Origin of the sequence: Anabaena sp. FACHB-1391 (genome assembly GCF_014696755.1) — a bacterium.
In the GTDB taxonomy this organism is placed as follows: Bacteria; Cyanobacteriota; Cyanobacteriia; order Cyanobacteriales; family Nostocaceae; genus Dolichospermum; species Dolichospermum planctonicum.
This window is the reverse complement of sequence record NZ_JACJQS010000084.1, coordinates 1-2,277: the sequence shown is the minus strand read 5'-3', so window position 1 is coordinate 2,277 and position 2,277 is coordinate 1. Positions and strand designations below refer to the sequence as shown.

General features: G+C 33.5%; 1 protein-coding gene. It reads right to left on the bottom strand.

All coding sequences use genetic code 11. From position 1 onward, the window contains the following. Positions 1-2,258: DNA methyltransferase (locus H6F62_RS20280; RefSeq protein WP_242026093.1), on the bottom strand; the 2,258-nt coding region annotated here is incomplete at its 3' end. Positions 2,259-2,277: the final 19 nt, after the last annotated feature.

The following is a 2,277-nucleotide window of genomic DNA, read 5'->3' as shown; positions in this document are numbered from 1 at the left end:
TCATATACCGCAATATCAGCAGCATTCATATTTTCAAACTTAGCATTAATCGCATTTATACCAAATCTTTCTAAAAAATTCTTAGCTTGTTTCACACCAAAAAATTGACAAACATAAATATCTAATAACCTTTTAAAAGGTTTCGCAGCCTGATCAAATTCCTTAAATAACCTCTCGCTGGTTTCCACCTCCGCAAAAGTTGCATCACTTAATGTACTTACACCGCGCATAATTTCCGCAGCACGTAACAACCCCACAAACGGACCTGTTAATAAACTCAATTGGCCACTTTCTTCCTTCATCATATTCGCTTCTGCTTCTCGCGCAGTTGTACCAATAAGAGAATTTCCGCAGCGCAAATGATGATCTAAAAAACTCAAAGGAGCGCCAATTGTGAAAAAATGTAACCATAAACTTACCTTAGCCAATTCTACGGCCATGGGATTTAAATCTACACCATAAATACAGCGTTTCATGACCACTCTTTGTAAAAGTTGATTATCGTCTAAATTGATATCAATATTAATTCCCTGCTGTTGTAAGTTTTCTAAAATACTATTGCGGGTTTTTCCTAACATCTCCAAAATGGGATTATGTTCGGGATATTCATTTAAAATATTGATTAATTCGTCTGTCAAATAGTCAACAGCTTCCACTAAAAAGTGTCCGCTTCCCATAGCAGGATCACAAATTTTAATATCAAGTAAAGTATTTTGTGCTTGTCTTTCTAAACGTTGTAAATCTTTTTGTAAGCCGTTACGACTTTGTACTCCTAATCTACCATCTATCATTTTTTCATGTAATTGGTTAATTTTGGTCATTAAATCCGCAAATCTTTGTTTTCTCTCCTCTAAAATGGGTTTGAGAGTATGACTAACAATGTATTTAACAATATAATCTGGTGTGTAATAAGAACCTGTAGCTTTTCTTTCACCCTTGTCATTTTCTAAATGCACTTTTCCCGTTTTTTCATCTTCAATAATTAAACGATATTCTAATAATCCTTCATAAATTGAACCCAATTGTCGCACACCTAAAAAGCTGTAGTCAATGGGTAATTTTTCAAAACGTGCTAATTTATCCAAAGCGGGAAATAAAATAGCATCAGATATTTGATGTTCAGACAAAAAATAATTCTCTGGATAATCTTCCCTATCTCCAAGTTCATGAAAATCAAAGTGAAATAAACCACCATTATAACGAGGTACTTCTAAAGCTTTATCACCCCTATCTACTATTTCAAATAAACCTAACAAACTCTGATAAATTTTTGTGGAAGTTTCACTTAATGTTCTTTGTTTATCCAGACTTGCGGCTATTTCTTGGGTAATTTTAATTAAACTATAATCACGGTAAGCGGTGGTAATTGGTAATAAGTTTCTCGCTTCAGCATATAAGAGAAATAACAACTTATATAAAAATGATAAAGTTGCTGCGTAAATCTGTTTTGGTTCTACGGTTTTTCCCCGTCGCATTGCGTCTACTATAAACCCTCTTGCTAAATCAGGAAATATCTGATCAAATACTAAGGTTTTTAATTCGTTTCCTACTTGAGTCGCATAAGTTGTACTTCCTGCTCTGACTCGTTCTAAAAAGTTTTTGTTGTAGCTATCTTTTGCAAAAGCCGCGCTGCTAAAAAATAACCAAAAGTATTTGAATTGTTCTATATCTTCGGTTTCTAATAATTCCACTAAATCAACTGGATAAAATTCCGTTGCGGTAGAAGAAGCTTGACGATAATATAAACGCCATTCTCTCCCATTGGTTAAAATTCCCCAGTCAACATTTGTACCACTTAAATAACTGGAAATCTGAAAAGATGGGTTGGCATTTTTGAAAATGTCCCGTTGATCATTAGCGGAAATTTTACTTAATGGTCGTTGCCAATATTTAGCTTCTGCTATTACTAATACTCGACTATAAAAGGCAGTTTCATTATTTTGCAAAGAGTAGGCTGTATCTCTTTCACTTTCATTTATAAACAACGCATAATCAGGACGTTCGGCTCTACCTTGACCACGAGAAATGACTTGAGGAATATATTTAAAACCTAAAATTTCTAAAGCTGGTTTAATAAATATATCTTCAGTTTGAGCTTCATTCAGAGTGGCTAAAATCGCCTTTTTTGATAAATAAAGATTTTTTAATGCCGCAAATTCTGCTTTAATATCTAATTGCCATTCTGGAAGTTCTTGAAGGCGATAATCTAAATAATGTTGAGAAAATAAGGGTTTATTTGTGTTTTTTGTATTTGTCATGATTGGAAATCGAAAAAAT